The organism is Cellulosimicrobium sp. XJ-DQ-B-000 (assembly GCF_031119065.1).
GTDB lineage: Bacteria > Actinomycetota > Actinomycetes > Actinomycetales > Cellulomonadaceae > Cellulosimicrobium > Cellulosimicrobium funkei.
Genome location: NZ_JAVHYN010000001.1, coordinates 754,213 through 777,600, shown reverse-complemented (window position 1 = coordinate 777,600; position 23,388 = coordinate 754,213). Strand labels below are relative to the sequence as shown.

Here is a 23,388-nt window from a genome sequence, read left to right as displayed (position 1 = left end):
CCCGCTCAGCGGAGCACGGCGTCGAGCACGGCCTTCGTCGCCGCGGGAACCTCCCGGGCGCGGTAGAGCACGGCCTTCCACGGCTCCACGCTCGCCGCGCTCACGCCGACCCCCACGGCGTCGAGACCCGCGACGCGGCACGAGAACAGCGTGCGCGGCAGGTGGTACCCCTGCGTGACGACCACCGCCGTGCCGACGCCGAACTCCGACGCCGCGCGCGTGCACGTCGCGTGGGTGTCGAAGCCCTCGCGGTCGAGCAGGATCGCGTCGTCGGGCACGCCGCGGCTCAGCAGCCACGCGCGCATCGAGCCGGGCTCGTCGTAGTCGTCGTGCGCGTCGCCGCTCACGAGCACGACCGGCGCGACGCCCCGGTCGTAGAGCTCGGCCGCCGCGTCGAGCCGACGGCGCAGGTACGTAGACGGAGTCCCGTCCGGCCGCAGCCCCGCCCCCGGGACGACGATCGCGTCGCTCGGCGGCACGTGCGCGGGGTCGGCGACGTGCGAGCGCCCCACGGCCTGCACCACGACGAACGGCGCCAGCACGAGCACCACGAGCCCGGCGGCCGTCCCGAGGGTCAGGCGCCGCCGTCGGGACCGGCGCGGACGCCCCGACGAGGCCCTGTCGGACGACGGCGCTGTCGGGCCTGCTGCTGACGCCGTAGTGGCGGGCGGCGACGCCGGTTCGTCGGTCACGCCCCGACCCTAACGTCGCCGCCGCGTCGACCAGGCGCTCCTGGCCGGCCGAGCAGGTGGTCCGGGTCCGTCCGCCGTCCGGGACGGACCAAGACCGCCTGTTCGGCGGGTGGGGAGGGAGAGGGGAGGGAGAGAGGGTCAGGTGGGGGAGGTGAGGGTCGTGAGCTCGGCGGTGAGGTTGGCTCGGGCGCGGTCCTCCCAGAGCGTGGCGCCCTGCGGGGTGCGGAACAGCGTGCCGCCCCCGAGCAGCGCGCGCAGGACGGCGGCCCGCCCGGTGCGGAAGGCGTCGTCGGGCACGTGGGCGTACTCGGCGCGCACCTGCCGGGCGTAGCGCGCGTACCGGTCCGGCGCGGACCCGAGGACGGCGAGGTCGGCGTCCGAGACGAGCGCTCCGGGCCCGTCGCCCGGCGCCGGGGCGTGGTCGGTCGTCACGAGCACGAGCCGCACGACCTCCTCGACCTCGTGGGCGCCGAGGTGGCCCGCCAGCCGGGCGTCTGCGAGCTCGGCCGACCGCTCCTCGTCGCGGCCCGCCTCGCCGTCGTGCACGGCGTCGTGGAACCACAGCGCGAGCTGCGTCACCGCAGGCATCGAGCCCGTGACCGACGCCGCGCCGTCCGACACCGCGCCGCCCGAGGCGCCGCCCGGCGACGCGGCGGCACCTGCGCGGCCTGGGGGCCGGGCGGCGTCGGGCACGCCGGGCGGGCGTCCCTCGAGGAGCGCGAGGGAGTCGAGGGCGTGCACCAGGTGCTCGGGCCCGTGGTAGACGCGGTGCAGCTCGTGCCAGCGCTCGACGAGCTCGACGCCGACGTCGCGCGCGCCCGGGAGGAGCGCGTCCCAGCGTGCGAGGAGCGCGTCGGCCTTCGCCGCGCGCCGCGCCCGGCCGGGCACGCGCAGGCCGGAGGCGCCGAGGCGCCGGGCGAGCTCGCGCCCCCCGACGGGCACCGCGCCCGCGGCGACCGCGACGTCGTACCGCTCGGCGGCGACGTCGTAGTGGTCGAGGTCGAACGCCCGCGGGCTCACCCCGATCGACGCCGCGAACGCGTGCAGCTCCGCGAGCGACGCGTCGGACACGAGATGGCTGAACAGCGTCCCGTGCGCGGGCCACGCGGGCGGGTCGATGAGAACGGTCACCGCCCGAGCATGCCACCGACCGGCGAGCCGACGCGCGGGCGTCGGCTCACCGGCCGGGGAGCGGCCTGAGCCGCGCAGGTGTCACCCGGACGAGTCCGGGCGTGCGGGGATCAGCCGGCGCGCGAGGCCGCCTCGACGACCTCGACCGACTGGCGCGCGATGGCGAGCTCCTCCATCGTCGGGACCACCATGACGAGCGTGCTCGTCCAGTCCGGCGAGATGACGCGCGGCTCGCCGGAGTCGACGGCGTTGCGGTCCGGGTCGACGGCGAGGCCGAGCGGCTCGAGCCCCTCGACGACGGCGGCGCGCACCTCGGCGTCGTGCTCGCCGACGCCCGCGGTGAAGGCGACGACGTCCACGCGGCCGAGCACGGCGGCGTACGCGCCGACGTACTTGCGCAGCCGGTGGATGTACACGTCGAACGCGAGGCGGGCACCCTCGTGGCCGGCCTCCATGAGCCGGTGCAGCTCGCGGAAGTCGTTCACGCCGGACAGGCCCTTGACGCCCGAACGCTTGTTGAACAGGTCGTCGATCTCGTCGATGCTCATGCCCGCGTTGCGCGCGAGGTGGAACACGACCGCGGGGTCGATGTCGCCCGTGCGCGTGCCCATGACGAGGCCCTCGAGCGGGGTCAGGCCCATCGACGTCTCGACCGGCACGCCGCCCTTGACGGCCGACGCCGAGGCGCCGTTGCCGAGGTGCAGCACGATCGTGTTCAGACCCTCGATCCGGCGCCCGAGGACGCGCGCGACCTTCCCGGACACGTACTGGTGGCTCGTGCCGTGGGCGCCGTAGCGGCGGATCGCGTACTTCTCGGCGACCTCGGCGTCCAGGGCGTACGTCGCGACGTGCTGCGGCAGCCGCTGGAAGAACGCGGTGTCGAACACCGCGACGTGCGGCACGTCGCCGAGCAGCGACCGCGCGACCTCGATGCCCTTGACGTTCGCCGGGTTGTGCAGCGGCGCGAGCGGGGACAGCGAGCGGATCCGCTCGAGCACGCCGTCGTCGACGAGGACCGGGTCGGCGAACAGCGAGCCGCCCTGCACGACGCGGTGCCCCACCGCGTACACGTCGGCGTCCGAGAGCGTCGGGCCGACCTCGTCGAACATGCTCAGCGCGATGCGCAGCGCGTGCCCGTGGTCCGCGACGGGCTCCTCGCGCGTCGTGGTGTTCCCGGCGAACCGGTGCTTGATGATCCCGGACTCCTCGCCGATGCGCTCGATCGTGCCCGCGGCGATCGCCTCGCCCCCGACGGGGTTGACGAGCTGGTACTTGAGCGAGGACGACCCCGAGTTCATGACGAGCACGGACCCGTGCGCGCCGTACGCGCTGTAGGGGTTGGGGCGCTCGCCCTCGGGCAGGATCGTCATGACGTGGCTCCCTGGGAGTCAGAGGTGGGGTCGGCGGCGTCGGCCGGGGCCTGCGCCTGGATCGCGGTGATCGCGACGGTGTTGACGATGTCCTGCACGAGCGCGCCGCGCGAGAGGTCGTTCACCGGCTTGTTGAGGCCCTGGAGGACCGGGCCCACCGCGACGGCGCCCGCCGAGCGCTGGACCGCCTTGTAGGTGTTGTTGCCCGTGTTGAGGTCCGGGAAGATGAACACGGTCGCGCGCCCCGCGACGTCCGAGCCCGGCATCTTCGACGCCGCGACGGACGCGTCCACGGCCGCGTCGTACTGGATCGGGCCCTCGACGAACAGGTCGGGGCGGCGCTCGCGCACGAGCGCCGTGCCCCGGCGCACCTTGTCCACGTCGGCCCCCGAGCCGGACTCGCCGGTCGAGTACGACAGCATCGCGACCCGCTGGTCGACGCCGAACTGCTGCGCCGTCGCCGCCGAGGAGATCGCGATGTCCGCGAGCTGCTCGGCCGTCGGGTCGGGGATGACCGCGCAGTCGCCGTAGACGAGCACGCGGTCCTGCAGGCACATGAGGAACACGGACGAGACGACGGACACGCCCGGCTGGGTCTTGATGATCTCGAACGACGGCTTGATGGTGTGCGCTGTCGTGTGCTTGGCGCCCGACACCATGCCGTCCGCGAGCCCGAGGTGGACCATCATCGTGCCGAAGTAGGACACGTCCTGGACGCGCTCGCGCGCCTCCTCGAGCGTCATGCCCTTGTGCGCGCGCAGCCGCTGGTACTCCGCGGCGAACCGCTCCACGAGCTCCGGGTCGTGCGGGCTGACGACGTGCGCGGCGTCGATGTCGAGGCCGAGCTCCGCCGCGCGGGCGCGGACCTTCTGCTCCTCCCCGAGGATCGTCAGCTCCGCGACCTGGCGGCCGAGCAGCGTGGACGCGGCGCGCAGGATGCGGTCGTCGTCGCCCTCGGGCAGCACGACGTGCTTGCGGTCCGCACGGGCGCGCGACAGCAGCTCGTACTCGAACATCAGCGGCGTGACGACCTCGGGCCGGGGCACGTCGAGCCCCGCGAGGAGCGCCGCGCCGTCGACGCTCTGCTCGAACAGCGCGAGCGCCGTGTCGACCTTGCGCTGCGACTCCTTGGTCACGCGGCCCCGGGCGCTCGCGGCGGCGCTCGCCGAGCGGAACGTCCCGAGGTCGGTGCGGATGATCGGCAGGCTCGGGTCGAGGTCCGCGACGAGGCGCGCCGTCGACTCGGGCGGGAAGAACCCGCCGTTGAGGATGACGCCCGCGAGCGACGGGAAGCCCGACGCCGAGTGGGCGGCGAGCAGCCCGATGAGGATGTCCACCCGGTCGCCGGGCGTGATGACGACGGCGCCGTCGGTGAGCCGGTCGAGCAGGTGCTCGAACGACATCGCTCCGACGAGCAGGTCGGTCGCCTCGCGAGCGAGGAGCTCCTCCTCGCCGAACGCGAGCGTCCCGCCCACGGCCTCCATGAGGATCCGCACGGTCGGCGCGTCGAGGAACGGGTCCTCGGGCACCGCCCAGCCCGGCAGCCGCGTACCCGGGGCGGGCTGCGCCGTCGGGCCCGACGACGTCCCGCCCGCGAGCGGCTCGCCGTCCGGTCCCAGCGACCCGAGCAGCGCGCGCACCGCGTCGAGGTCGTCCGGCTGCACGCGGTTCGCGACGACGCCGATGGGCTGCGCGTGCTGCGAGCGCAGCTCGGCGACGCTCACCTCGATGAGGTTGCCCACGGCGTCGGGCGTGCGGCCCTTGCCGGAGACGACGAGGAGGACCGGTGCGCCGAGGTTCGCCGCGACGCGCGCGTTGAACGACAGCTCGGTCGGCCCGGCGACGTCGGTGTAGTCCGTGCCCACGACGACCACGAAGTCGCACTGGCTCGCGACCTCGTGGTACCGGGCCACGATCCGCGAGAGCGCGGCCTCCTGGTCGGCGTGGACGTCCTCGTACGTGACGCCGATCGCCTGCTCGGCGGTGACGTCCACGCCGTCGTGCGCGAGCAGGAGCTCGAGCACGTAGTCCTGCACGTCCGGGCCGGCGGCCCGGGTGACCGGCCGGAAGACCCCGACCCGCTGGACCTTGCGGACCAGCAGGTCGAGGACCCCCAGCGCGATCGTGGACTTGCCCGTCTCGCCCTCGGGCGAGGTGATGTAGATGCTGCGAGCGGTGTCGCTCACTCGTTGTCTCCTCCGGTGTCCTGCACGGCGGCGCTCGCGCCGTTGTACTGCGGGCCACCCTCCTCGGTCGCCGTCTCGCCGACGTCCGGCCACACCCAGTCGCGCACCTCGGGGATGTCCTCCCCGTGCTCGCGGGTGTACTGGCGGGCCGTCAGCCGCGCGTCGACCATCTCCTGGCGCAGGCCCGCGTAGGTCGAGCGCAGGGACGGCACACGGTCGATGACGTCGATCACCAGGTGGTAGCGGTCGATGTCGTTGAGCATGGCCATGTCGAACGGGGTGGTGGTGGTGCCCTCCTCCTTGTAGCCGCGCACGTGGATGTTCGCGTGGTTCGTGCGGCGGTACGTGAGGCGGTGGATGAGCCACGGGTAGCCGTGGTAGTTGAAGATGACCGGCCGGTCCGTCGTGAAGAGCGTGTCGAAGTCCTTGTCCGACAGGCCGTGCGGGTGCTCCTTCTCGTCCTGGAGCCGCATGAGGTCCACGACGTTGACGACCCGGACCTTGAGGTCGGGGATGCGCCGGCGCAGGATGTCCGCCGCGGCGAGCACCTCGAGCGTGGGCACGTCGCCCGCGGCGCCGAGCACGACGTCCGGGTCCTCGCCCTCGACCTCGGTGCCGGCCCAGTCCCAGATGCCGAGGCCGCGCGAGCAGTGCGCGATCGCCTGGTCCATCGACAGGAACTGCGGCGCGGGCTGCTTGCCCGCCACGACGACGTTCACGTACTGGCGCGAGCGCAGGCAGTGGTCGTACGTCGAGAGCAGCGTGTTCGCGTCCGGCGGCAGGTAGACGCGGACGATCTCGGCCTTCTTGTTCACGACGTGGTCGATGAAGCCCGGGTCCTGGTGGCTGAAGCCGTTGTGGTCCTGGCGCCACACGTGGCTCGACAGCAGGTAGTTGAGGCTCGCGACCGGGCGCCGCCACGGGATGTGGTTCGTGACCTTGAGCCACTTCGCGTGCTGGTTGAACATCGAGTCGACGATGTGGATGAAGGCCTCGTAGCTCGTGAACAGGCCGTGCCGCCCGGTGAGCAGGTAGCCCTCCAGCCAGCCCTGGCACTGGTGCTCCGACAGCATCTCCATGACGCGGCCGGCGCGCGCGAGGTGCTCGTCGACGTCGGGCCCGAAGAAGTCGGCGTTCCACTGCTTGTCCGTGACCTCGTACACGGCCTGGAGGCGGTTCGACGCCGTCTCGTCGGGGCCGAAGATCCGGAAGTTGTCCGGGTTCTTCCGCACGACGTCGGTGAGCCACTGGCCGAGGACGCGCGTCGACTCGGCGATGCTGCTGCCCGGCCCCGTGACGTCCACGGCGTAGTCGCGGAAGTCCGGCAGGCGGAGGTCCTTGAGCAGGAGGCCGCCGTTCGCGTGCGGGTTGTCGCTCATGCGGAGCGTGCCCTCGGGGGCGAGCGCGGCGACGTCGTCGACCAGGCGGCCGTCCTCGTCGAACAGCTCGTCGGCCCGGTAGGACTCGAGCCAGCCGCGCAGCACCTCGAGGTGCTCCGGCGTGTCCCGGGCGCTCGCGAGCGGCACCTGGTGCGCGCGCCACGAGTCCTCGGTCTTCTTGCCGTCGATGACCGGCGGGCACGTCCAGCCCTTCGGCGTGCGGAACACGATCATCGGCCACGCGGGACGCTCGTCGTTCCCCGCCGCGGCGTCGGCCTTGATCTGCGCGATGTGGTTGAGCACCTCGTCGAGGAGCTGCGCGAAGCGGCGGTGCACCTCGAAGTGGTCCTCGCCGTCGAACCCGCCCGTGAAGAAGTAGGGCGTGTGGCCGTAGCCGATCATGAGGTCGCGCAGCTCGTCGTCGCTGATGCGCGCGAGCACCGTCGGGTTGGCGATCTTGTAGCCGTTGAGGTGCAGGATCGGCAGGACGACGCCGTCGTTGCGCGCGTTGACGAACTTGTTCGAGTGCCAGCTCGTCGCGAGCGGGCCCGTCTCCGCCTCGCCGTCGCCGACGACCGCGGCGACGAGCAGGTCGGGGTTGTCGAACGCGGCGCCGTACGCGTGGGAGAGCGCGTAGCCCAGCTCACCGCCCTCGTGGATCGACCCGGGCGTCTCCGGCGCGACGTGGCTCGGGATGCCGCCCGGGAAGGAGAACTGGCGGAACAGCCGGCGCAGGCCCTCGGTGTCCTGGGTGACGTCCGAGTAGGTCTCGGAGTATGTGCCCTCGAGGTACGCGTTCGCGACGAGGCCGGGGCCGCCGTGGCCGGGGCCGGCGACGTAGATCGTCGACTGGCGGCGCTGCGCGATCGCGCGGTTGAGGTGCGCGTAGAGGAAGTTGAGGCCCGGCGTGGTGCCCCAGTGGCCCAGGAGGCGCGGCTTGACGTCCTCGCGGTCCAGCGGCGTCCGCAGCAGCGGGTTGTCGAGCAGGTAGATCTGGCCGACCGAGAGGTAGTTCGCCGCGCGCCACCAGGCGTCGACCCGACGCAGGGTGTCGTCGTCGAGCGGTGCGATCTCGGCGGGCTGCCAGGCGGTGGACTCGGTGACGGTGGTCGTGCTCATCTCACGCTCCTGCGGGGGAAGGGTCCGTGAACGACTACGGCTTCATACAACCCCATCGACCGGGGGCCTGCACTATTCCTCCTGGCGCCCGGCGGTGTGACCTGCGCCCGCGACGGCACAAAAGGTCCAAGGTCCCGCGCCCGGGAACCACGGCCGAGGACGTTGTCCCCGGCCCCGAGGGCCGGTGGGCGGCGTGTGACGTTCGCCCGCCAGGCGGTCCGGATGCGGGGACCCGCCCGCGCCCCGGATACCGTGGGGTCGTGCCCGAGCCCACCGCGCCCCGCTCGTTCTGGGCGGTCGCCCGCCAGCCCCGGGTCGTCGGGCTGCTCGTGCTCCTCCTCGTCGCCGCGGCCGTGTGCGCGCGGCTCGGCGTCTGGCAGCTCGACCGCGCCCAGCAGCGTGCCGAGCTCGCGGCGCAGCACGAGGCCGCCGAGCTCGAGGCCGCCGGCCCCGAGGGCGTCGGCGTGCTGCTCCCGCCGCAGTCCACGTTCCCCGGCGAGCTCGTCGGGCGGCAGGCCTGGGTCGAGGGCGAGTACGACGCGGAGGGGCAGCTCCTCGTCGAGGGCCGCGCGCTCGACGGCCGCACCGGCTACCTCGTGCTCACCCCGCTCCACGTGACCGACGACGGCACCCAGGGCGCGTCGTGGGCCGACCTCTCGGGCGCCCCGGTCCTGCCCGTCGTGCGGGGCTGGGTCGAGTCGCCCAACGCGAGCGCCGCGCTCGACCCGCCGGACGGCGTCGTGCGCCTCACCGGCTACCTCCAGGCGTCCGAGGCCGCCGGGCAGGGCGGCTCCGCCCCCGGCCGCACCGACGCGATCTCCACGGGCGAGCTGGTCAACGCGTGGGGCGGACCGATCTACTCGGGCTACCTCGTGCTGCTGTCCTCGGACCCGGCGCAGCCGTCGGCGGCCGACGGCGGCCCGGCCCAGCTCCCGCGCCCGACGATCGAGGGCGGCACGGGGCTCAACCTGCAGAACCTGTTCTACGCGCTCCAGTGGTGGGTGTTCGGTGGGTTCGCCGTGCTGCTGTGGGTCCGGCTCGTGCGTGACGAGGCGGCGGGTGGCAAGCGCCGCGCGCGCGGGGAGGACGCCGGGATCGCCGGCCTCCCCGGGCCGGCCGACGCCGACGCGACGGGCCCGCGAACGACCCCCTGAGAGCGGGCCGGGAGCGCACGCGCCGCGTCCCGGGCCGGGAGCGGACGGACCGCCGTCTCACCACGTGACACAGCGCTTGCCGGACATATGTACGGACCTCAGTCTTATCCCGCCCGGACAGAGCGTCCGGGCGGTCCGCCGGTCGACGTCGCCCGGCGGTCGGAGAGACACGGGGGTACTCCATGAAGAAGCGTCTTGCACCGTTCGCGGTGGCAGCGGTCACGATCGGTCTGGTCCTCGCCCCGGCGGCGAGCGCGAGCGCGGCGAGCAGGACCACGCCGTACAACTGCGGCACCCGCGACGCGAAGATCACGGCGAGCGCGCCGACGAACGTGTCGCTCCGGGTCAACGGGACGACCAACAGCGCGCGCAACAGCGCGGGCGCGGCGGTGACGATGTACGACTACGACGGCCAGGGCACCGCCTACGCGACGTCGACCGACGCGTCGGTGGCGATCCACGTCTCGTGCTTCTGACGCGCTCGTCCCGTCGGGTCGGCTGACCCCGTCAGGCCACCCGACGCGGCGTCACCCGGTGCCCGGTCGTCGTCCGCGACGGCCGGGCACCGGCGCGTCCGGCCCCGGCCCCGCGACCGGGCCCGGCCCCGAGTCCGGGCCCGGGCCCCCGACCCGGCTGCGCGTCCCGGCCGCCCGCGGTCAGCCGTCGAGGTCGAGGTCCTTGAACCACGACTCGGTGACGTAGTCCGTCTCCCAGCCGAGCGAGCGGTAGAGCTGGTCGGCCTTCGTGGGGGAGTCGGCGTCGACCTCGAGCGCGACGCGGTCGCGACCGTCCCGGGCGGCGTCCGCGATCACCGTCGCGAGCAGCGACTTCGCCACGCCGCGGCCGCGGGCGGCGCGCGTCACCCCGATGTACTCGACGTAGGTGCCCGGCGCGCCGCTCTCGCCCGCGGCGATCGACGAGCACACGACCGTGCCCGCGGGGACGCGGTGGCCGTCGTCGGTGTCCACGTACGCGAGCCACCAGTGGTCCCAGCTGTGGCCCGGGTCCTCGCGGAGCCGCTGCACAAATTCCGAGAAGCTCTCCCGGTAGGAGTTGAAGTGGTCCTGGAAGGACGTCTCCAGCATCTGGTGCACGACCTGGAGGTCGGCCGCGACGGGCATCCCGTTCTCGTGCCGCTCGACCGGGCGGACCGTGACCCCGGCGCGCGGGGCGAGCGCGGCCTCGTCGGGGACGACGGGGCGCGTCATGTGCAGCCAGCTGCGCCGCCGCGCGTACCCGGCCCGGGTCAGCCACTGCGCCTGGCGCGCGTCGTCGGCGAACGGGCTCTCGTCGAGGCGCGTCGCCGTCACGCCGCGCAGGCGCGCCATCGCGACCGCGGTGCGCTCCGCCCAGCGGTAGAACGCGTCCGCGATCGCGTCGACCTCGGCCACGTCGCGGTCGAAGTAGCCCCAGACGGTGGCCCGCCCGGCGGCGCGGTCGTGCACGGTCACCCAGGCGCGGGGGACGTCGTCGGGCCCGACGGCGACCAGCTGGCGCCGCGTCCAGGAGGCCAGCCCCGCGACCTCGGACTCGATCCCGGCGGGGTCGACGTGCGTCGAGCCCGTCCCCTGGAGCTCGTCCAGGCGCCGAAGCCGGACGAGCGCGTCGATGTCGGCGTAGCCGGGGACCCGGGCCCGCCAGGGGCTCGGGAGGGTCGGGAGGTCGTGCGGGGTGGCGCTCGTGGTTCCAGGCATCGGCACCATCTTGGCACCGAACGGTGCTACTCCTGCTGCCAGGAGTGCCACAGCCGCGCGTAGTCGCCGCCCGCGGCGACGAGCTCGTCGTGCGGGCCGATCTCGCTGATGCGGCCGCCGTCGACCACGGCGACGCGGTCGGCGTCGTGCGCGGTGTGCAGGCGGTGCGCGATCGCGACGACCGTCCGGCCGGCCAGCACGGCGTCGAGCGAGCGCTCGAGGTGGCGAGCCGCCCGGGGGTCGAGGAGCGACGTCGCCTCGTCGAGCACGAGCGTGTGCGGGTCGAGCAGCACGAGGCGCGCGAGCGCGAGCTGCTGCGCCTGCGCCGGGGTGAGCACGTGCCCGCCCGACCCCACGGTCGTCGCGAGGCCCTCGGGCAGCGACTCGGCCCACCCACGCGCGTCGACGGCGTCGAGCGCGTCGAGCAGCTCGGCCTCCTCCGCGTCGACCTTCGCGAGGCGCAGGTTGTCCGCGAGCGTGCCGACGAACACGTGGTGCTCCTGCGTGACGAGCGCGACCTCGCGCCGCAGGTCCTCGAGCGGCAGGTCGACGAGCCGCACGCCGCCGGAGCGGACGGAGCCCGCCGTCGGGGGGTGGATGCCCGCGAGCATGCGTCCGAGGGTCGACTTGCCCGCGCCCGACGGCCCGACGACGGCGAGCCGCTCGCCCGGCTCGAGGTCGAGCGAGACGCCGTGCAGCACGGGGTGGCCCTCGCGGTAGGCGTACTCGACGTCGCGCGCGACGAGGCGGTCGCCGTCGGGCACGTCGCCCGTCGGGGTGCGGTCGCCGGGCACCTGCGCGACGCCGACGATGCGCGCGTACGACGCCGCGGCCACCTGGATCTCGTCGAGCCAGAAGATGAGGTTCCACACCGGCCCGGCGAGCTGGAACGCGTAGGTCGTCACCGTGGCCACGGCGCCGAGCGTCGTCTGGCCCTGCGAGAGCAGCCACGCGCCCCACACGAGCGCCGCGACGGGCGCGATCGCGATGGCCAGGTCGATGCCCGGGAACAGCACGGTGCGCAGCCCGAGGGTGTACCGCTCCGCCTCGAACGCCTCGGTGAGGTCGGCGCGCACGCGCGCCTGGCGGCGCTCGGTGAGCGAGAGCGCGTCGACCGTGCGCGCGCCCTCGACGCTCTCGGTGATGGTGCCGTTGAGCGTCGCGTAGGCGGCGGCCTCGCGCTGGTAGCCGGCCGACGCGCGCTTGAGGTACCACCGCGACACGACGACGAGCAGCGGCACGCCCACGAACAGCGCGAGCGCGACGAGGGGTGCGACCACGACGGCTGCCACGGCCGTGAGCACGAGCGTGACGACCGCGACGAGGAGCTGCGGCACGCCGAACCGCACGGCGTGCTGGATGCGGTCGACGTCGTTCGTCGTGCGTGCCACGAGGTCGCCCGTGCCCGCGCGCTCGACCGTGGACAGCGGCAGCGACGTCACCGTCTCGACGAGGTCCTCGCGCAGCTCGGCGAACACCGTCTCGCCGAAGACCATGGACAGGCGCTGCGCGTACCGGCGCAGGACGGCCTGCGCGACGACCGCGCCCGCGCCCACGGCGACGACCGTCGTCACGTACGACGACGTGGTGCCCTCCGTGACGGCGTCGACGAGCCGGCCGAGGAGCCACGGCCCCACGAGGCCCGCGACCGCGGCCAGGGTGTGGAGGACGGCGATGAGCACGAACGTGCCGCGGTGCCGGGCGAACAGGCGTCCGGCGGCGGCGCGGACGGCGGGGCCGTCGGCGACGGGGAGCCTCATGCCTGGCCTCCTTCGGGTGCGGTGCGGGCGAGGGCGGGGGTGTCGTCGAGCGAGCGCCCGACGACGCGCAGGTACCGGGCCGCGTCGTCGTCCGGCGCGGTCGCGGGGGAGTGGGCGCGGTCGACGAGGTCGCGGTGCGTGCCGCGCGCCGTGACCCGGCCGTCCTCGAGGAGCAGCACCTCGTCGACGTGCTCGAGCACGAGCGGCGACGCCGTGACGACGAGGGTCGTGCGCCCGCGGCGGGCCTGCGCGAGGCTCGCGGCGATCCGCGCCTCGGTGTGCGCGTCGACGGCGCTCGTCGGCTCGACGAGGACGAGGATCTCCGGGTCCGTGAGGAGCGCCCGGGCGAGCGCGACGCGCTGGCGCTGGCCGCCCGAGAGCGACCGCCCCTTCTCGGGCAGCTCGCCCGCGAGGCCGTCGGGCACGGAGTCGAGCACGTCGTGCGCGTCGGCCGTGCTCACCGCGGCGAGCACCTCGGCCTCCGTCGCGGTGCCGCGCGCGTCGAGCTCGTCGCGCAGCGCGCCCGAGAAGAGCTGGGGCGTCGCCTCGGCGACGACGACGCGGCGCCGGAGCGCGTGCTTGTCGAGCGCGGCGAGCGGCGTCCCGCCGAGCCGCACGGGCGTGGCCGCCTCCGCGGCGTCGTCGAACCGCCCCAGCCGGGTCGCGACGGCCGCCGACGCGTCCGGGTCCGCCGAGACGAGCGCGACGACGCGTCCCGGCTCGAGCACCAGGCCGCTCGTCTCGTCGACGAGGGGGCTGCCCTCGGGCGGCATGGGCGCGATGGCCGGGGTCGCGCCCGCGGCCGGCTCGACCGCGAGGACGCGCACGATCTTGCGCGCGGCGACGTGGGCGCGCGTCGCGATGTTGAGCATCTGCGTCGCGACCTGCAGCGGCCAGCCGAGGAACGCCGCGTACCCGTAGAACGCGACGAGCTGCCCGGGCGTGATCTCGCCGCGCAGGGCCGCCGTCGCGCCGAGGTAGACGACGAGCACGACGAGCAGGCCGGGCAGGAGCACCTGGAGCGCGTCGAGCGTGGCCTGGGTGTGCGCGACCTTCACGCCGGCCTCGCGGACCTTCTGCGACTGCCGCGCGTAGCGGCCCACGAACACGCCCTCGCCGCCGATCCCGCGCAGGATGCGCAGGCCCGAGACGGTGTCCGCGCCGAGCGTCGTCAGGCGGCCCTGCGCCTCGCGCTGCGCGGCCTGGCGCTGCTGGAGCGGTTTGACGAGCAGCGCGAGCACCGCGGCGACGACCGGCAGACCCAGCACGACGACGAGCCCGAGCTGGAGCGACGTCGAGAGCATGATGACCGCCACGACGACGTACGCGCCGAGCGCGCCGAGGAACTGGCCCATCATCGAGAAGAGCTGGCCGACGCGCATCGCGTCGCTCGCGACGGTGGACACGACCTCGCCCGTCGGGAGCTCCTCGGTGATCGCGTCGCCCGAGCGGGCCGTGACGTCGCCCACGAGCTGCGACGTCGTGAGCGCCGAGCGCAGCCAGTTCGCGATGTCGAACCGGTGCTGCGTCACGCCCGTGACGACGATGCCCAGGCCCAGCGCGAGCAGGAGGCCCGCCCAGCGCCACAGCTCCGCGCCGAACCCGGCGGTGAGCCCCTCGTCGAGCGCGCGGCCGAGCATGTACGGCTGGAACGCCTGGCAGGCGAAGTTCACGAGGCCGAGCAGCACGGACACCGTGAGCACCGTCCACTGGCGCCGGGCGATCCAGAGGAGGTAGCGGGACGGGCCGCGCAGGTCGGGGGTCCCCGGGTCGGGGAGAGGGAGGGGTCGCACGGTGTTCTACCCTAGGTTCGGCGTCCGACACGCGGCGACGGTTTAACGCGGCGACCGCGTCACGCCACCGCACGCGGCGGAGACCGCCGCGGCCGTCTCGCCCGGAACGAGGACCTCTCCCATGACCACGCAGGACCCGGCCACCCCCACCGACGCGCCCGTCGTCGCTCCCGCCGACGCGGCGGCCCCCAGCGCGGAGGCCGCGCGCACCGCGATCCGCAAGGCGCGCGGCGCGCTCGCGCGCTACCGGGTCCTCGCGATCATCACCGGTGTGATGCTGCTGATCCTGTGCGTCGAGATGCTCGTCAAGTACGGCGTGGGCCAGTTCGTCGACGTCGACGGGATCATGCGGTACGTGTCCTGGATCCCCTTCGCGCACGGCTGGATCTACGTCGTGTACCTCGTCACCGTGCTCGACCTGTGGACCAAGATGCGCTGGGGCTGGGGCCGCCTCGCGACGATGGTGTTCGCCGGCGTCGTGCCGGTCATGTCGTTCATCCTCGAGAAGAAGGTGCACGCCGAGGCCGACGCGAAGCTCGTCGCGCTGGAGGAGCAGTACTCGGCATGACCACGCCGCTCGCGCCCCTCGTCGCGCCCGGTCCCGAGCTCTCGACGCCGGAGCTCGAGCGCTACGCGCGCCACCTCGCGCTGCCGGGCGTCGGTACCGAGGGCCAGCGGCGGCTCGCGGCCGCGCGCGTGCTCGTCGTCGGCGCGGGCGGCCTCGGCAGCCCCGCGCTGCTCTACCTCGCCGCCGCGGGCGTCGGCACGATCGGCATCGTCGACGACGACGCCGTCGACACGTCCAACCTCCAGCGCCAGGTCATCCACGGCGGGTCGGACGTCGGGCGCCGCAAGGTCGACTCCGCGCGCGAGAGCATCGCGGACGTCAACCCGCACGTCCAGGTCGTCGAGCACGCGCTGCGGCTCGACGCGGACAACGCGCTCGACGTGCTGCGCGGCTACGACGTCGTGCTCGACGGCGCCGACAACTTCCCGACCCGCTACCTCGTCTCCGACGCGGCCGAGGTCCTCGGCCTGCCCGTCGTCTGGGGCTCGATCTACCGCTTCCAGGGACAGGTCAGCGTCTTCTGGGCCGCGCCCCGGTTCGCCGTGCCCGACGACGCCCCGCACCCGGACGCCGCGGGTCCCGATCCCGCGGCGGGGTCGGGGGAGCAGGGCCCGCGCGGGGTCACCTACCGCGACGTGTTCCCCGTCCCGCCGCCCCCGGGCGCGGCACCCGACTGCGCGACCGGCGGCGTGTTCGGCGCGATGTGCGGCACCGTCGGCTCCGTCATGGCGACCGAGGCGATCAAGCTCGTCACCGGCGCCGGCACCACGCTGCTGGGCCGCCTCGCCGTCTACGACGCCCTCGACCTCTCGTGGCGCCAGCTCACCGTGCGCGCCGACCCGACGCGCGAGCCCGTCACCGCGCTCCTGCCGGGCGACGACGCCTACGCCGCGTTCTGCGGGCTCCGGCCCGCGGCGCAGGCCGTGGCGACGCCCGGTGCCGGGGCGGGGCCGACCGGGGCAGCGGGGCCCGCGCCGCGCGACGTGTCCGCCCCTGACGCGGCCGCCCTGCTGCGGGCCGACGACGCCGCACCCTTCCTGCTCGACGTCCGCGAGGACTGGGAGGCGCAGGTGCGCCCGCTCCCCGGGTCGACGCTCGTCCCGAGCGGCGCGTTCCTCGGCGGCACGCAGGACCCCGGTGCCGCCGCGGCGCTCGCGGACCTGCCCGCCGACCGCCCGGTGCTCGTGGTGTGCGCGGTCGGCGGCCGGTCGGCCCGCGTCGCCGATGCCGCCCGCGCCGCGGGCCTCGACGCTCGCTCCGTCGTCGGCGGCGTCCAGGCCCTCCTCGACGCCCTGAAGACCCCCACCCTCTAGCCCCCTGCACGTCGACCAGGTGGTCGTGGCGCGTCCTGGTCGACGGACGAGCCGGGATGGCCTGCTCGGCCCGCCGGGACGGCCTGGTGGACGGGGTCAGAGGGCCAGGTCCAGGCGGCCCTGCGGGGACGAGCTCGCCAGGGCGCCCTCGCGGCGGGGGATGCGCCCGGCGCCCGCGGCGAGCCGACCCGAATCGACGGCGAGGCGCATCGCGCGGGCCATGCGGACCGGGTCGGCGGCGCGCGTGACGGCCGTCGCGAGGAGCACGCCGTCGCAGCCGAGCTCCATGGCGAGCGCGGCGTCGGACGCCGTGCCGATCCCCGCGTCGAGGATCACGGGCACGCGGGCCGCGGCGGCGATCGCCTCGATGTTGCGCGGGTTGAGGATGCCCAGCCCCGTGCCGATGGGTGCCCCGAGGGGCATGACGGCGGCGCAGCCGACGTCCTCCAGCCGGCGCGCGAGGATCGGGTCGTCGTTCGTGTAGGGCAGCACGACGAACCCGTCGCGCACGAGCTGGTCCGCCGCCTCGACGAGGCCGACCGGGTCGGGCAGGAGGGTCACGTCGTCGGCGATCACCTCGAGCTTGACCCACTCGGTGCCGCACGCCTCGCGCGCGAGGTGCGCGGTGAGCACGGCCTCCCGCACCGAGAAGCACCCGGCGGTGTTGGGCAGCGCGCGGATGCCGAGGCGCGCGAGCAGCGCCCAGATCCCCGCGTCGGGGCTCGCGTCCCCGCCGGCGCGGACGGCGACGCGTCGCATCGCGACGGTCGTCAGGGCGGTGCCCGACGCGACGAGCGCGTCCTCGAGCGTGAGCAGGTTCGCGGCCCCGCCGGTGCCCATGACGAGGCGCGACCCGACGGGCGTGCCGGCGACGACGAGCGGGTCGTCGGCGACGGCCGGGCCGCTCGCGGTGGCGGGGGAGACGTCGGTCGTGGTCATGGGTCCTCCTCAGCCGCCCTGGACGGCGGCGACGATCTCGATGCGGTCCCCGGGCGCGACGACGGTCGTCGCCCAGGCGCCGCGCGGCACGACGGCGTCCCCGACGGCCACCGCGACGCCCTGCGGCGTGCCGTCGGCGACGTAGGCGGGGACGAGCGCGGCGACGAGCCGCTCCAGGTCGACGTCGCCGTCGAGCGGGTACGGCTCGCCGTTGACGAGCGCGGTGGGTGCGGGTGCGGTCACGGGTCTCACCTCGGTGTCGTGGCGGTGCGGGCGAAGCGGTCGGTCCGGGCGGTGGCGAGGGCGGTCGCGACGTCGTCCCTGGGCTCGGTCCCGCCCAGGCCGGAGAGCCCGCCGAGCCCGGCGACGACGGCGTCGGCCGTGAGCGGGGCGAGCAGGATGCCGTTGCGGCCGTGGCCCGTCGCGAGGTGCAGCCCCGGGACGTCCGTCGGCCCGACGAGCGGGAGGTTGTCCGGGGTCGCGGGGCGCCCCCGCGGCGTCACCTCGACCAGCGCGGCCTCGTCGATCCCCGGCAGGAGGGCGCGCGCGTCCCGCAGGAGCGCGAAGACCCCGCCGGCGGTGGCGCGGCGGTCGTCCGGGTTCTCCTCGGTGGTGGCCCCGACGACGACCTCCCGGTGACCCGCGCGCGGCCCCGCCGGCTCGGCGTCGCGCGGCACGACGTACACCGGCCGGCCCTGCACGAGCCCGCGCACGACGTGCTCCAGCGCGAGGTCCGGGCCGGCGTCGAGCCGCAGCGTCTGACCCTTCACCGGGCGCGTGGGCACGACGACGCCCGGCACGTCCGCGAGGAGGGCGCCCGACTGCCAGCCCGCCGCGACGACGACCGCACCCGCGCGGTGGAGCCGGCCGGCGTCGTCGTGCACGCCGACCACGCGCCCGGCATCGAGCGCGAGCCGGGTCGCGGACGCGCGGACGACGCGCGCCCCGGCGGCCGAGCCCGCGCCCGCGGTGCCGCGTCCGACGACCGCCGCGAGCAGCGCGGCGTGCGTCGCGCGCGGGTCGACGGCGTGGTCCGCGGGGGCCCACGCCGCCCCGGCGACGCGCGGGCCCAGGTACGGCTCGCGGCGGCGCGCGTCGGCGACGGTGAGCTCGTGCGACGCGAGACCGTGTGCGGCGTGCAGCGCGAGGACGCGGCGGAGCAGCGCGAGGTCGTCCGCGTCGTAGGCGAGGGTGAGCGTCCCGGCGGTCCGCAGCCCGACGTCCGCCCCCGTCACCGCGCGCAGGTCCGCGGCGAACGCCGGCCACGCCGCGGCGGCCGCGAGGTGGAGCCGCAGGGCGGCCTCCTCCCCGAAGTCGGCCTCGGTCACCGGCGCCAGCATCCCCGCGGCGGCATGCGTCGCGCCCGCGCCCGGCGCCGGGTCGAGCACCGTGACGGTCAGGCCCGCGCGCGCCGCGCGCCACGCGACGGCGAGACCCACGATCCCGCCCCCCACGACGACGACGTCACGCGCGCCGTCGGGCACGACGGAGCCACCCGCGGACGGGTGGACGGACAGGCTCATGTGCGCTCCCTTCGCTGGCATGACCCAGATCAGGTTCGACGGTCGGCGGCGACGCCCTCTCAGCCCCGTGCGGGGCTCCCGTGCTGTCGGCCACAGTACCTCCTGCCGTGGGCCCGCCGAGGTTAGGCTCCCGCGGGTGAGCTCCGAGACCTCCACCACCCCGGCCACTCCCGCCCCGTCGGCGGCGGACGCCGCACGCGCCCGGCTCGCCGACGCGCGGCTCTACCTCTGCACGGACGCGCGCGAGGAGCGCGGCGACCTCGAGGACTTCCTGCGGGCGGCGCTCGCGGGCGGGGTGGACGTCGTGCAGCTCCGCGACAAGACGCTCGACGTCGCGCGGGAGCTCGAGCTCCAGGAGCTCGTCGCGCGCGTCGCGACGGAGCACGGCGCGCTGTGGGCCGTGAACGACCGGGCGGACGTGGCGTCGGTCACGGGCGCGCCGGTCGTGCACATGGGCCAGGGCGACCTGCCGGTCCCGGCCGTGCGGGCGCTGCTCGGCGCGGGGCCCGTGCTCGGCCGGTCCACGCACTCGGCCGCGCAGGCGGCCGCGGCGGAGGCCGACCCGGCGGTGGACTACTTCTGCGTGGGCCCGCTGTGGGCGACCCCGACGAAGCCGGGGCGGGCCGCCGTCGGCCTGGACCTGCTGCGCGACGTCGCGGCGACCCGGCCCGCGACGCCGTGGTTCGCGATCGGCGGGATCGACGCGGACCGGCTCGACGCGGTCCTCGACGCGGGCGCGACCCGGATCGTGGTGGTGCGCGCGATCACGGCGGCGAGCGACCCGGAGGCGGCCGCCCGCGCCCTGCGCGAGCGCGTCGCGGCGCGCGCCGAGGTGCGCACCGACGCCTGAGACGCGGGACGAGCCCCGCCGCACGGCGACTATCCTGGACGGGTGACGTCACCCGCCACCGCTCCCGACACCCCCACCACCGCTGAGGTGGCCTCGACCCCGCGGCCCGTGCTCGTCGTCGACTTCGGCGCCCAGTACGCGCAGCTCATCGCGCGCCGCGTGCGCGAGGCCAAGGTCTACTCCGAGATCGTGCCGCACACCTTCACGGTCGAGCAGATGCTCGCCAAGGACCCGGCCGCGATCATCCTCTCGGGCGGTCCCTCGTCCGTGTACGCCACGGGTGCCCCGTTCGTCGACCCGGCGCTGTTCGAGGCCGGCGTGCCCGTCATGGGCATCTGCTACGGCTTCCAGGCCATGGCGAAGGCCCTCGGCGGCGAGGTCGCCCAGACGGGCCTGCGCGAGTACGGCGGCACCGAGGTCGAGGTGTGCGCCGCGGGCGTGCTGCTCGACGGCACGCCGCAGAACCAGACCACGTGGATGAGCCACGGCGACGCCGTGCACCGCGCGCCCGAGGGCTTCGAGGTCCTCGCGACGTCGTCGGGCTCGCCGGTCGCCGCGTTCGAGGACCGCGAGCGTCGCCTCTACGGCGTGCAGTGGCACCCGGAGGTCAAGCACTCCGCGCACGGCCAGACGGTGCTGGAGCACTTCCTGTACGACGGCGCGGGTCTCGCCCCGGACTGGACGCCCGGCAACGTCATCGCGGACCAGGTCGCGGCGATCCGCGCCCAGGTCGGCGACGCGCGCGTCATCTGCGCCCTCTCGGGCGGCGTGGACTCCGCCGTCGCCGCGGCGCTCGTGCAGCGCGCGGTGGGTGACCAGCTCACGTGCGTGCACGTCGACCACGGGCTGATGCGCGCGGGCGAGGTCGAGCAGATCGAGCGCGACTTCGTCGCGGCGACGGGCGTCAACCTCGTGATCCGCGACGAGAAGGAGCGGTTCCTCACCGCGCTCGCCGGGCACAGCGACCCGGAGACCAAGCGCAAGATCATCGGTCGCGAGTTCATCCGCGTGTTCGAGGACGCGGCGCGCCAGATCGTCGAGGACGCGGGCGAGCACGGCGCCGAGGTGAAGTTCCTCGTGCAGGGCACGCTCTACCCGGACGTCGTCGAGTCCGGCGGCGGCGAGGGCGCGGCGAACATCAAGAGCCACCACAACGTCGGCGGCCTGCCCGACGACCTGCAGTTCTCGCTCGTCGAGCCGCTGCGCACGCTGTTCAAGGACGAGGTCCGCGCGGTCGGCCGCGAGCTCGGCGTGCCCGAGGAGATCGTCGCGCGGCAGCCGTTCCCGGGCCCCGGGCTGGGCATCCGCATCGTCGGCGAGGTCACGGCGGACCGCCTCGAGACGCTGCGCGCCGCCGACGCGATCGCGCGCGAGGAGCTCACGAAGGCCGGCCTCGACCAGGAGATCTGGCAGTGCCCGGTCGTGCTGCTCGCCGACGTCCGCTCGGTCGGCGTCCAGGGCGACGGCCGCACCTACGGCCACCCGATCGTGCTGCGCCCCGTCTCGTCCGAGGACGCGATGACGGCCGACTGGACGCGCCTGCCCTACGACGTGCTGTCCGTCATCTCGACGCGCATCACCAACGAGGTCTCCGAGGTCAACCGCGTCGTGCTCGACGTGACGAGCAAGCCCCCGGGCACCATCGAGTGGGAGTGACCCCCTAGCGGGACGGGCGGGCCCGACGATCCACGGCGATCGTCGCGGCCCGTTCGTATGCCCGCTCCACGTCGGCGAGCACGCGCGGCCAGCCCGCCGACGACGGCACGTCCCGGTTGTGGGCGACGATCCGGTCGAGCAGGCCGTCCTCGGTCGCGAGGCGCACGAGCGCGTCGGCGAGGCCGGCGTCGTCGTCGGCCACGAGCGCGTCGACGCCGTCGGTGAGGCGCTCCGCCACGCCCGACTGCGAGCGCGTGAGCACGGCCAGCCCCGCGGCCTGGCCCTCGAGCGCGGCGATGCCGAACGCCTCCTCGACGGCGGGGGCGGCGAACACGTCGGCGCGCGCGTAGAGCCGCTGGAGGCCCGTCGCGTCGAGCCGCCCCGGGAGCGACACGACCGACCCCAGCCCGTGCTCGGCGACGAGGCGCCGCGCGTCGGCCAGCTCGGGGCCGTCCCCGGCGAGCGTCACGTGCAGCGCCCCCTCGGGGAGGCGCGCGACGGCGTCGCGCACGACCTCGAGGAACGGCAGCACGCGCTTGCGGGGCGCGAACCGCGTCGCGGCCACGACGTGGACGGCCGAGCCCTCCATGCGGTCGGCGCGCTCGGTGCGCGGGACGCGCCACGCGTCGAGGTCGAGGCCGTTGTGCAGCACCACGACCTCGCCGTGGTCGCCGACGATCCGACGCAGGGGAGCGGCGGTCAGCTCGCTCACGGCCGACCACAGCACGGGCCAGCGGGACCAGCGGACCACGCGGTCGAGCCCGGCGAACGCGCGCTCCGCGCCGCCCCAGACGCTGTGCACGGTGAGGACCGCGGGCAGCCCCGCGCGCACGACCGTCCGCAGCGACGCCTGGGTGGAGGGCGTCAGCACGCCCATGTGCAGGTGCACGACGTCGGGCCGGTCGGTCCGCAGGACCCGCGCCACGTGGTGCGGCGCGCGCGGGTGCACGGGGTACCCGCCCGGGACGCGCGCGGCGAGCCGGTGCACCGTGACGTCGCCGTCCCGCTCGGTCGACACGCCGTGCGCGCCGGGGCGCGCGGGCGTCGTGCAGACGACCGCGACGTCGTGACCGGCGGCCGCCTGCTGCTGCGCGAGCCGCGCGACCTGGGTCTCGATGCCGCCGAGCAGCGGCAGGTAGCAGTCGGTCAGGTGGGTGATGCGCACGGACCGCATCCTCCCATCCCGGCCCCGGCGGACCGCGCGGTCGTCGCCGCGCCCGCCCTGAGGTGCGCGTTCGCCGCGCGGTGGGCGTCTCCCGTCGCTACCGTGGGCCCCGTATGGGTGGTTCGACCGTCCCGTGACCGGCCCGCACCCGCGGGCCGTCTCGCGCGGGCGGCTGCAGGTGGGTCCTGACGAAGGGGAGAACGCGCCATGTCGAGCACCGTCACCGTCACACCGACGAAGGGGGCACGGGGCATCGGCCTCGTGTCGATCATCGCGGGCATCATCCTTCTCCTCGCGGGCATCGGCACATGGATCGTCGTGTCGAACCAGCTGTCCGCCGAGGAGATCACCGTCTCCGACGACGCGTCGTTCCTCGCGGGGCGCCACGTCAACGGGCCGCTCACCGCGTACGCGCAGGCCGAGGTCATCAACAAGCACGCGCTCGAGGCGAGCGACGGCAAGACCTACGCCGAGCTCGACCAGGACGACCCGACGCGCCAGACCGTCATGACCGCCTCGTTCCTGCGCGCGTCGCTGTTCACGTCCGTCGTCGCGTTCGGGGTGTGCGCGCTCGTCATCGGGTTGGGCATCCTGTTCATCCTCGTCGGCATCGCGCTGCGCCGGCTCGCGGGCGGGCCGAGCGTCGCCGTCGAGACCCCGGGCGGCTACTCGTCGTCGGGCGACCTGTCGGACGCCGGTCGGCACGCCGCACCCGCGCACGCCGCGCCGGGGCACGTCGAGCCGTCGCCGACGGCGCCTCCGGTGCGCCCCGAGCCGACGTCCCCGGGCCGCCCCTCCGCGCTCTCGACCCCCGGCGCCGAGGCCCGCGCGGCCGCTCCCGGCACGACGGCGACGCCCGTCGAGCCGACCGGTGCCGCCGGCACGGGCACGCCGAGCGCACCGGGCTCCTCGCCCGCGGCCTCGCCCGACACCCCGACGACGACGACGGGGCCGACCACGCCCGAGCACCGGGCCGACGGCCCGACGCGGCGGGGCGACGAGCCGACCCCCTGACCGTCCCGGCAGCCCGTCCGGGCGCCGAGGACCCGCTCCCACCGGGTCGCACCGGGGAGAGCGTGCGGGGCGGCGTCGCTCG

Annotated in this window: 19 protein-coding genes and 1 riboswitch; of the genes, 7 read left to right on the top strand and 12 right to left on the bottom strand. The window is 75.3% G+C overall.

Annotated elements, in window-relative coordinates:
• Window positions 1-5: 5 nt before the first annotated feature.
• From RDI86_RS03810 to RDI86_RS03790, 5 genes are all read right to left on the bottom strand, one after another.
• Complete coding sequence (locus RDI86_RS03810) at window positions 6-692, bottom strand: ElyC/SanA/YdcF family protein (protein WP_308820726.1); 687 nt, start codon at window positions 690-692, stop codon at window positions 6-8.
• A 138-nt stretch (window positions 693-830) separates the two neighbouring features.
• Window positions 831-1,823 carry a DUF4031 domain-containing protein gene (locus RDI86_RS03805; protein WP_308820725.1) on the bottom strand — a complete coding sequence of 331 codons (993 nt, stop codon included), beginning with the start codon at window positions 1,821-1,823 and terminating at the stop codon, window positions 831-833.
• Between the two features lie 110 nt (window positions 1,824-1,933).
• Entirely contained in the window at window positions 1,934-3,193 is a 1,260-nt protein-coding gene (locus RDI86_RS03800; RefSeq protein ID WP_043656335.1) for an acetate/propionate family kinase, read from the bottom strand.
• Complete coding sequence (gene pta, locus RDI86_RS03795) at window positions 3,190-5,379, bottom strand: phosphate acetyltransferase (RefSeq protein ID WP_034654151.1); 2,190 nt, start codon at window positions 5,377-5,379, stop codon at window positions 3,190-3,192. The genes RDI86_RS03800 and pta overlap by 4 nt, the downstream gene beginning before the upstream one ends.
• Entirely contained in the window at window positions 5,376-7,877 is a 2,502-nt protein-coding gene (locus RDI86_RS03790) for a phosphoketolase (protein WP_076405104.1), read from the bottom strand. The genes pta and RDI86_RS03790 overlap by 4 nt, the downstream gene beginning before the upstream one ends.
• Before the next feature lie 260 nt (window positions 7,878-8,137).
• Here RDI86_RS03790 and RDI86_RS03785 point away from each other — a divergent pair, with 260 nt between their 5' ends.
• Entirely contained in the window at window positions 8,138-9,031 is an 894-nt protein-coding gene (locus RDI86_RS03785) for an SURF1 family protein (RefSeq protein WP_308820724.1), read from the top strand.
• A gap of 182 nt (window positions 9,032-9,213) precedes the next feature.
• A complete protein-coding gene (locus RDI86_RS03780) occupies window positions 9,214-9,507 on the top strand; it encodes a hypothetical protein (RefSeq protein WP_034654148.1) in 294 nt (97 codons plus the stop codon).
• 180 nt (window positions 9,508-9,687) lie between these two features.
• Here RDI86_RS03780 and RDI86_RS03775 read toward each other — a convergent pair whose 3' ends face one another.
• From RDI86_RS03775 to RDI86_RS03765, 3 genes are read right to left on the bottom strand one after another with little or no spacing between them, the layout of a single operon-like run.
• On the bottom strand, window positions 9,688-10,725 hold the full coding sequence (locus RDI86_RS03775) for a GNAT family N-acetyltransferase (protein WP_206158297.1): 1,038 nt from the start codon (window positions 10,723-10,725) through the stop codon (window positions 9,688-9,690).
• 26 nt (window positions 10,726-10,751) lie between these two features.
• On the bottom strand, window positions 10,752-12,485 hold the full coding sequence (locus tag RDI86_RS03770; protein ID WP_076405106.1) for an ABC transporter ATP-binding protein: 1,734 nt from the start codon (window positions 12,483-12,485) through the stop codon (window positions 10,752-10,754).
• Entirely contained in the window at window positions 12,482-14,278 is a 1,797-nt protein-coding gene (locus RDI86_RS03765) for an ABC transporter ATP-binding protein (RefSeq protein WP_308820723.1), read from the bottom strand. The genes RDI86_RS03770 and RDI86_RS03765 overlap by 4 nt, the downstream gene beginning before the upstream one ends.
• Window positions 14,279-14,399: 121 nt before the next feature.
• On the opposite strand from RDI86_RS03765, the gene RDI86_RS03760 reads away from it, so the two are divergent.
• On the top strand, window positions 14,400-14,846 hold the full coding sequence (locus RDI86_RS03760; protein WP_308820722.1) for a DUF3817 domain-containing protein: 447 nt from the start codon (window positions 14,400-14,402) through the stop codon (window positions 14,844-14,846).
• Window positions 14,843-16,159: a ThiF family adenylyltransferase gene (locus RDI86_RS03755; RefSeq protein ID WP_061268637.1), complete on the top strand. Its 1,317-nt coding sequence runs from the start codon at window positions 14,843-14,845 to the stop codon at window positions 16,157-16,159. The genes RDI86_RS03760 and RDI86_RS03755 overlap by 4 nt, the downstream gene beginning before the upstream one ends.
• Window positions 16,160-16,255: 96 nt before the next feature.
• Here the strand turns inward: RDI86_RS03755 and RDI86_RS03750 are convergent, their stop codons facing one another.
• The 3 genes from RDI86_RS03750 to thiO form a co-directional block, all read right to left on the bottom strand.
• The gene (locus tag RDI86_RS03750) at window positions 16,256-17,098 is read right to left on the bottom strand and encodes a thiazole synthase (RefSeq protein WP_308820721.1); all 843 of its coding nucleotides are present in this window, start codon (window positions 17,096-17,098) and stop codon (window positions 16,256-16,258) included.
• 9 nt (window positions 17,099-17,107) lie between these two features.
• The gene (gene thiS, locus RDI86_RS03745; protein ID WP_168944694.1) at window positions 17,108-17,341 is read right to left on the bottom strand and encodes a sulfur carrier protein ThiS; all 234 of its coding nucleotides are present in this window, start codon (window positions 17,339-17,341) and stop codon (window positions 17,108-17,110) included.
• Window positions 17,342-17,346: 5 nt separating this feature from the next.
• On the bottom strand, window positions 17,347-18,621 hold the full coding sequence (gene thiO, locus RDI86_RS03740) for a glycine oxidase ThiO (RefSeq protein ID WP_308820720.1): 1,275 nt from the start codon (window positions 18,619-18,621) through the stop codon (window positions 17,347-17,349).
• Window positions 18,611-18,713, bottom strand: a riboswitch (TPP riboswitch). Its footprint overlaps the gene before it by 11 nt.
• 44 nt (window positions 18,714-18,757) lie before the next feature.
• Between thiO and thiE the strand changes: the two genes are divergently transcribed.
• Window positions 18,758-19,471, top strand: a complete 714-nt coding sequence (gene thiE / locus RDI86_RS03735; RefSeq protein ID WP_061268634.1) for a thiamine phosphate synthase — start codon at window positions 18,758-18,760, stop codon at window positions 19,469-19,471.
• 42 nt (window positions 19,472-19,513) lie between these two features.
• Window positions 19,514-21,127 (top strand): glutamine-hydrolyzing GMP synthase, encoded by a 1,614-nt coding sequence (gene guaA, locus RDI86_RS03730; RefSeq protein ID WP_061268633.1) that lies wholly within the window; start codon window positions 19,514-19,516, stop codon window positions 21,125-21,127.
• Window positions 21,128-21,131: 4 nt separating this feature from the next.
• Here guaA and RDI86_RS03725 read toward each other — a convergent pair whose 3' ends face one another.
• The gene (locus RDI86_RS03725) at window positions 21,132-22,292 is read right to left on the bottom strand and encodes a glycosyltransferase family 4 protein (protein ID WP_076405326.1); all 1,161 of its coding nucleotides are present in this window, start codon (window positions 22,290-22,292) and stop codon (window positions 21,132-21,134) included.
• A gap of 207 nt (window positions 22,293-22,499) precedes the next feature.
• On the opposite strand from RDI86_RS03725, the gene RDI86_RS03720 reads away from it, so the two are divergent.
• A complete protein-coding gene (locus RDI86_RS03720; protein ID WP_308820719.1) occupies window positions 22,500-23,306 on the top strand; it encodes a hypothetical protein in 807 nt (268 codons plus the stop codon).
• Window positions 23,307-23,388 lie beyond the last annotated feature (82 nt).

Coding starts and splice junctions, on each gene's coding strand:
- RDI86_RS03775 (WP_206158297.1), bottom strand. CDS start 10,725: ATGCCTGGAACCACGAGCGCCACCCCGCACGACCTCCCGACCCTCCCG.
- RDI86_RS03770 (WP_076405106.1), bottom strand. CDS start 12,485: ATGAGGCTCCCCGTCGCCGACGGCCCCGCCGTCCGCGCCGCCGCCGGA.
- RDI86_RS03755 (WP_061268637.1), top strand. CDS start 14,843: ATGACCACGCCGCTCGCGCCCCTCGTCGCGCCCGGTCCCGAGCTCTCG.
- RDI86_RS03780 (WP_034654148.1), top strand. CDS start 9,214: ATGAAGAAGCGTCTTGCACCGTTCGCGGTGGCAGCGGTCACGATCGGT.
- thiO (WP_308820720.1), bottom strand. CDS start 18,621: ATGAGCCTGTCCGTCCACCCGTCCGCGGGTGGCTCCGTCGTGCCCGAC.
- RDI86_RS03750 (WP_308820721.1), bottom strand. CDS start 17,098: ATGACCACGACCGACGTCTCCCCCGCCACCGCGAGCGGCCCGGCCGTC.
- RDI86_RS03720 (WP_308820719.1), top strand. CDS start 22,500: ATGTCGAGCACCGTCACCGTCACACCGACGAAGGGGGCACGGGGCATC.
- RDI86_RS03760 (WP_308820722.1), top strand. CDS start 14,400: ATGACCACGCAGGACCCGGCCACCCCCACCGACGCGCCCGTCGTCGCT.
- RDI86_RS03800 (WP_043656335.1), bottom strand. CDS start 3,193: ATGACGATCCTGCCCGAGGGCGAGCGCCCCAACCCCTACAGCGCGTAC.
- RDI86_RS03790 (WP_076405104.1), bottom strand. CDS start 7,877: ATGAGCACGACCACCGTCACCGAGTCCACCGCCTGGCAGCCCGCCGAG.